A 4845-nucleotide genomic window follows, 5' to 3' on the forward strand; every position below is an offset into this window, starting at 1 on the left:
CTCATACTTTGAAAACGCGCGGTTCCGTTTAAATCATCGTCTGCATATAGGGCAACATCGTGTCTATTTTGAGCATATGTTGAGCCTGCTGCCCAAAGGACTGCTATGGTTAAAATATATTTTTTCATGGGTGATTTTTTAGTTAACAATTATCTTCGGCCACTGCTTCTACTGCCTGAACTTCGCATACCGCTACTACTCCTAGTGGAGCTGCCTGAAGATCTCGAATACGTGCTTCCACTACTTCGTGTGGAAGGCCTAGAATAGGTATTGGAGCTTCTTCTAGAGGAATTCGACCTTGAATAGGTTGAATTTCTATTAGCGTTTGTAGAGCGAGACCTGTTGTAGGTATTGTTGCTACTACGACTGCTTCTGGAATAGGTAGCATTGTCATTTGCTCTGGAGGAGTTTCTTGTCGAATACCCTGGATTTCTGCTGTACCTTCCATCTACCCCAACACGGGAAGAGTTGGAATAGCCACTATTTCTAGTGCTGGTTCTTTGACCCTGTCGGTATCCATCTGTATTTCTTGAATATCCTCTAGAGGTTCTAGAATACCCATCAGTTGTCCTAGCAGCTGTTCTGGTATATCTATTAACGGCTGTGCTTGTTCGAGCGTAATACCCTCTTCTGGAGTTTGAGTACGCATAACTTCTTGAATAATAAGGTCTATGGTATGGATAGTAGTAATGTCCATAATAGGGACCATAACCGTAATAAGGGCTGTAATAACCTCTATAACGGTAACCCCAATATGGGATGCCCCAACCCCATCCGTAATAGGAAGGGCCCCAAAAAGGGTTGTAGTAATTGTAGCCATAATAGCCACCCCATCCATAATAACCTCCATAGCCGTAGTATCCACTCCAACCATAATAACCACTCCAACCAAAGTTGTTATATACATTTACGATGGTTTGTTCAGGGTTATCTCCCCAACCGGGATTTCCGCCTTTGTAATTATCGATGTATTGTTGAACTATTGCTGTGCTATCAACATCGGTACTGCTATAGCTATCGACATCCGTGAAAATTTCATTTGCTTGTCTATATTCCATTGCCTGATCTAAGGCCTCCGCTTGATTGCCAAAATAGCTTTCATAATCACTGATCACAACAGGATTAGCAACATTTTGATCACTGCTTTGCGTTTGTCTTCTCTGTGGTGCAGATTCTCTATAGGTGCCTTGGTCATTGTCTGAATAGATGCCATCAGTATTTCCATAGGTTGCTTGTTGGTATGAGCCACAAGAACTCAAGAGCATGCCGATGACAAAAACGACCGCGTATGCTTTAAAATTAGAACGTGTATATGGTGTTTTCATCATTGCAATTTTTTATTGTTGAACATAACAAAAATAGTTAGTTTTGCCAAACTATTCATTTCATTTAACTAAGGTACAAGATTTGTGCCAAACTACAGTAACATGGCAAAGAATTTAACGACTCGAGAAGAGGATTATTCTAAATGGTATAACGAGCTGGTTATAAAAGCGGATCTGGCTGAGAACTCTGCAGTTAGAGGTTGTATGGTCATTAAGCCCTATGGGTATGCCATATGGGAAAAGATGCAAGCAGAACTTGACCGTATGTTCAAAGAAACCGGACACCAGAACGCGTATTTCCCGTTATTTATACCAAAATCATTTTTAAGTAAGGAAGCCGATCACGTAGAAGGCTTTGCTAAAGAATGTGCTGTAGTGACTCATTATCGTTTAAAAAATGATGAAAACGGCGCAGGAGTAGTGGTGGATCCAGAAGCGAAATTAGAAGAAGAACTTATTGTAAGACCTACCTCGGAAACCATCATTTGGGATACCTACAAAAAGTGGGTGCAGTCCTATCGTGATTTACCCATTTTGGTCAATCAATGGGCCAATGTGGTGCGTTGGGAAATGCGAACCCGTTTGTTTTTAAGAACTGCTGAGTTCCTATGGCAGGAAGGGCATACGGCTCATGAAACCAAGCAAGAAGCGATCAAGGAGGCCGAACAAATGATGAACGTATATGCGGACTTCGCTGAGAACTTTATGGGGGTTCCAGTGATCAAGGGAACCAAAACCGATAGTGAACGATTTGCGGGAGCATTAGAGACGTACTGTATAGAGGCCTTGATGCAGGACGGTAAAGCGCTGCAGGCGGGTACTTCACACTTTTTAGGGCAGAATTTTGCCAAGGCATTCGATGTGAAGTTTGCTAATCGTGAAGGGAAACAAGAACATGTTTGGGCGACCTCATGGGGAGTGTCTACACGGTTGATGGGGGCGCTAATTATGACCCATAGTGATGATAATGGTTTGGTATTGCCGCCGAAACTTGCGCCAATTCAAGTGGTCATTGTTCCGATTTACAAAGGGCAAGAACAACTCGATGCTATTAGCCAGCGCGTACAACCATTTATCAAGCAAATGAGAGCGAAAGGGATTTCGGTGAAATTTGATGATAGGGATACTCAAAAGCCAGGTTGGAAGTTTAACGAATATGAACTTAAAGGGGTGCCTCTTCGACTGGCCATTGGAATGCGTGATATGGAGAATAACACCTTCGAAGTGGCCCGTAGAGATACCATGACCAAAGAGTCTGTGGCTATGGATAAGGTAGTAGATCGCATAGAGGAACTACTGATCCAAATACAGGAGAACATATACCAAAAAGCACTGGATTACAGAAATGCTCATATCACTGCAGTGGATACCTTCGAGGAGTTTAAATCCTTATTAGAGACCAAAGGTGGCTTTTTGTTAGCGCACTGGGATGGAACTGCCGAAACCGAAGCTAAAATAAAAGAATTAACCAAAGCAAGCATCCGTTGTATCGCATTAGATGCTAAGGATGAAAATGGCCGTTGTATACTAACAGGGAAGCCTTCGAAAAGGCGCGTTCTCTTTGCAAAAGCGTACTAATTTCAAATTTTTAAAAAATTTTAATTATTACTATTGCATGATTTAAAAATAGTTGTATTTTTGCATCCGCAATTGAGAAAATAATGGTCCGTTCGTCTAGGGGTTAGGACGCCAGGTTTTCATCCTGGTAACAGGGGTTCGATTCCCCTACGGACTACTAAGGAAAATTGTTCTTTAAAATACGGTGAAATAAAGAGTTTCACAATGATTAATGGTCCGTTCGTCTAGGGGTTAGGACGCCAGGTTTTCATCCTGGTAACAGGGGTTCGATTCCCCTACGGACTACAGGTAAACAATTAAGCAGATAGATATCTGTACATTTGTAAAAATTTTATAACGTAGTAAGATGGCAAATCACAAATCGGCATTAAAGAGAGTTAGAAGAAACGAAGCCGTTCGTTTGAGAAATAGATATCAACATAAGACCGTGCGTAATGCAATTAAGAAATTACGTGGGATCGAGGATAAGAGTGAAGCAGAAGCTTTATTGCCTTCCGTATCTGGAATGATTGATAGATTGGCTAAGAAAAATATTATCCACGCAAATAAAGCGGGGAACTTAAAATCTGGTTTGACTAAAAGGGTAAACGCTCTTTAATCAGGTTCATAATTTTATAGGTTTAAAATAGCTCCGCATAAACGTGGGGCTTTTTTTATTTAAAGTACAATTATTGCTCCACAACCATGGGAGTGATCTTAAAAAAAAAGAACGTATGGATAACGGAATCTACGCAAAATTTGCAACCACTAAAGGGGAGATCTTGGTAAAGTTGACGCACGATAAAACGCCAGGTACAGTTGGGAACTTTGTAGCTTTGGCAGAAGGAAATATGGAAAACAGCGTAAAACCACAAGGGCAACCTTATTACGATGGTTTAAACTTCCATAGAGTTATCAATGACTTTATGATTCAAGGAGGATGTCCACTTGGAACTGGAACTGGAGATGCTGGGTATAAGTTTGATGATGAGTTTCATCCAGAACTAAGACACGATAAACCTGGAGTACTATCAATGGCAAATGCAGGCCCTGGTACCAATGGATCTCAATTCTTTATCACCCATGTTGCAACACCATGGTTGGATGATAAACATTCCGTTTTTGGATTTGTGGAAAGTGGACAAGAAGTAGTGGATGCCATAGAGCAAGGTGATAAACTGGAATCCCTTACGATAGTTCGAGTTGGGGAACAGGCAGAGAAGTGGAATGCCATTGAAGCTTTTAGAACCTTCGAAGGAGCACGAGAAAAAAGGATAGCAGCGGCTAAAAAACAAGCGGAAGAGGCTTTGGATAAGTTAGCGGCTGGTTTTGAAAGTACTGATTCTGGGCTTCGCTATAAAATCATTCAAAAAGGGGATGGCCCTAAAGCAGAAAAGGGAAAAATGGTATCGGTACATTATAAAGGACAACTTCAGGATGGACGGGTATTCGATTCATCATACGCTAGAAAGCAACCTATTGACTTTACCTTAGGTATTGGTCAGGTGATTTCTGGATGGGATGAAGGTGTTGGGCTGTTACAAGTTGGGGATAAAGCGCGCTTTGTGATTCCTTCACACCTAGGATATGGTTCTCGCGGTGCTGGCGGAGTTATTCCACCAGATGCCATTCTTATCTTTGATGTGGAGCTTATGAAAGTGAAATAGTTCCTTTAAAGGTTAATCACATACATAAAATATTAAAAAACGGAAGTTTCTATAAAAGGATCTTCCGTTTTTTTGTCGGCACCTAGCAAGGACGTTTATGCGCTAAAGCTGTCATGGTGTGATTGATTTTCTTTGCATAAAAATATAAGGAGTATAGGAGTAAATTTTAAGAGTAATTTGCTTGGACTTGATGCTTATTCCCAATTTGGGTTTGTTATATTTGCGATATGGCAAAACAAGATCTAGAATCCATGAAATATCCAATCGGGAGATTACAAATTCCCGAGAGCTATACT

The 4845-nt window shown here is 41.1% G+C and carries 4 protein-coding genes and 2 tRNA genes; 5 read left to right on the top strand and 1 reads right to left on the bottom strand.

The features are described from left to right. Nucleotides 1–149: 149 nt before the first annotated feature. A complete protein-coding gene (locus VKY50_RS05590; RefSeq protein ID WP_324299723.1) occupies nucleotides 150–1328 on the bottom strand; it encodes a hypothetical protein in 1179 nt (392 codons plus the stop codon). A gap of 99 nt (nucleotides 1329–1427) precedes the next feature. On the opposite strand from VKY50_RS05590, the gene proS reads away from it, so the two are divergent. From proS to VKY50_RS05615, 5 genes are all read left to right on the top strand, one after another. After that, a complete protein-coding gene (gene proS / locus VKY50_RS05595; RefSeq protein ID WP_324299725.1) occupies nucleotides 1428–2903 on the top strand; it encodes a proline--tRNA ligase in 1476 nt (491 codons plus the stop codon). Between the two features lie 85 nt (nucleotides 2904–2988). Continuing rightward, nucleotides 2989–3060: transfer RNA gene (locus VKY50_RS05600), tRNA-Glu, on the top strand. A 56-nt stretch (nucleotides 3061–3116) separates the two neighbouring features. Next, nucleotides 3117–3188 (top strand) — tRNA-Glu (locus VKY50_RS05605). Nucleotides 3189–3249: 61 nt separating this feature from the next. Next, nucleotides 3250–3501 carry a 30S ribosomal protein S20 gene (gene rpsT / locus VKY50_RS05610; RefSeq protein WP_324299727.1) on the top strand — a complete coding sequence of 84 codons (252 nt, stop codon included), beginning with the start codon at nucleotides 3250–3252 and terminating at the stop codon, nucleotides 3499–3501. 115 nt (nucleotides 3502–3616) lie between these two features. After that, nucleotides 3617–4549, top strand: coding sequence for a peptidylprolyl isomerase (locus VKY50_RS05615; RefSeq protein WP_324299729.1), 933 nt, complete (start codon nucleotides 3617–3619; stop codon nucleotides 4547–4549). The last annotated feature ends 296 nt before the right edge of the window (nucleotides 4550–4845 follow it).

This window comes from Galbibacter sp. (genome assembly GCF_035306585.1).
In the GTDB taxonomy this organism is placed as follows: domain Bacteria; phylum Bacteroidota; class Bacteroidia; order Flavobacteriales; family Flavobacteriaceae; genus Galbibacter.

Coding starts and splice junctions, on each gene's coding strand:
- proS (WP_324299725.1), top strand. CDS start 1,428: ATGGCAAAGAATTTAACGACTCGAGAAGAGGATTATTCTAAATGGTAT.
- VKY50_RS05615 (WP_324299729.1), top strand. CDS start 3,617: ATGGATAACGGAATCTACGCAAAATTTGCAACCACTAAAGGGGAGATC.
- rpsT (WP_324299727.1), top strand. CDS start 3,250: ATGGCAAATCACAAATCGGCATTAAAGAGAGTTAGAAGAAACGAAGCC.
- VKY50_RS05590 (WP_324299723.1), bottom strand. CDS start 1,328: ATGATGAAAACACCATATACACGTTCTAATTTTAAAGCATACGCGGTC.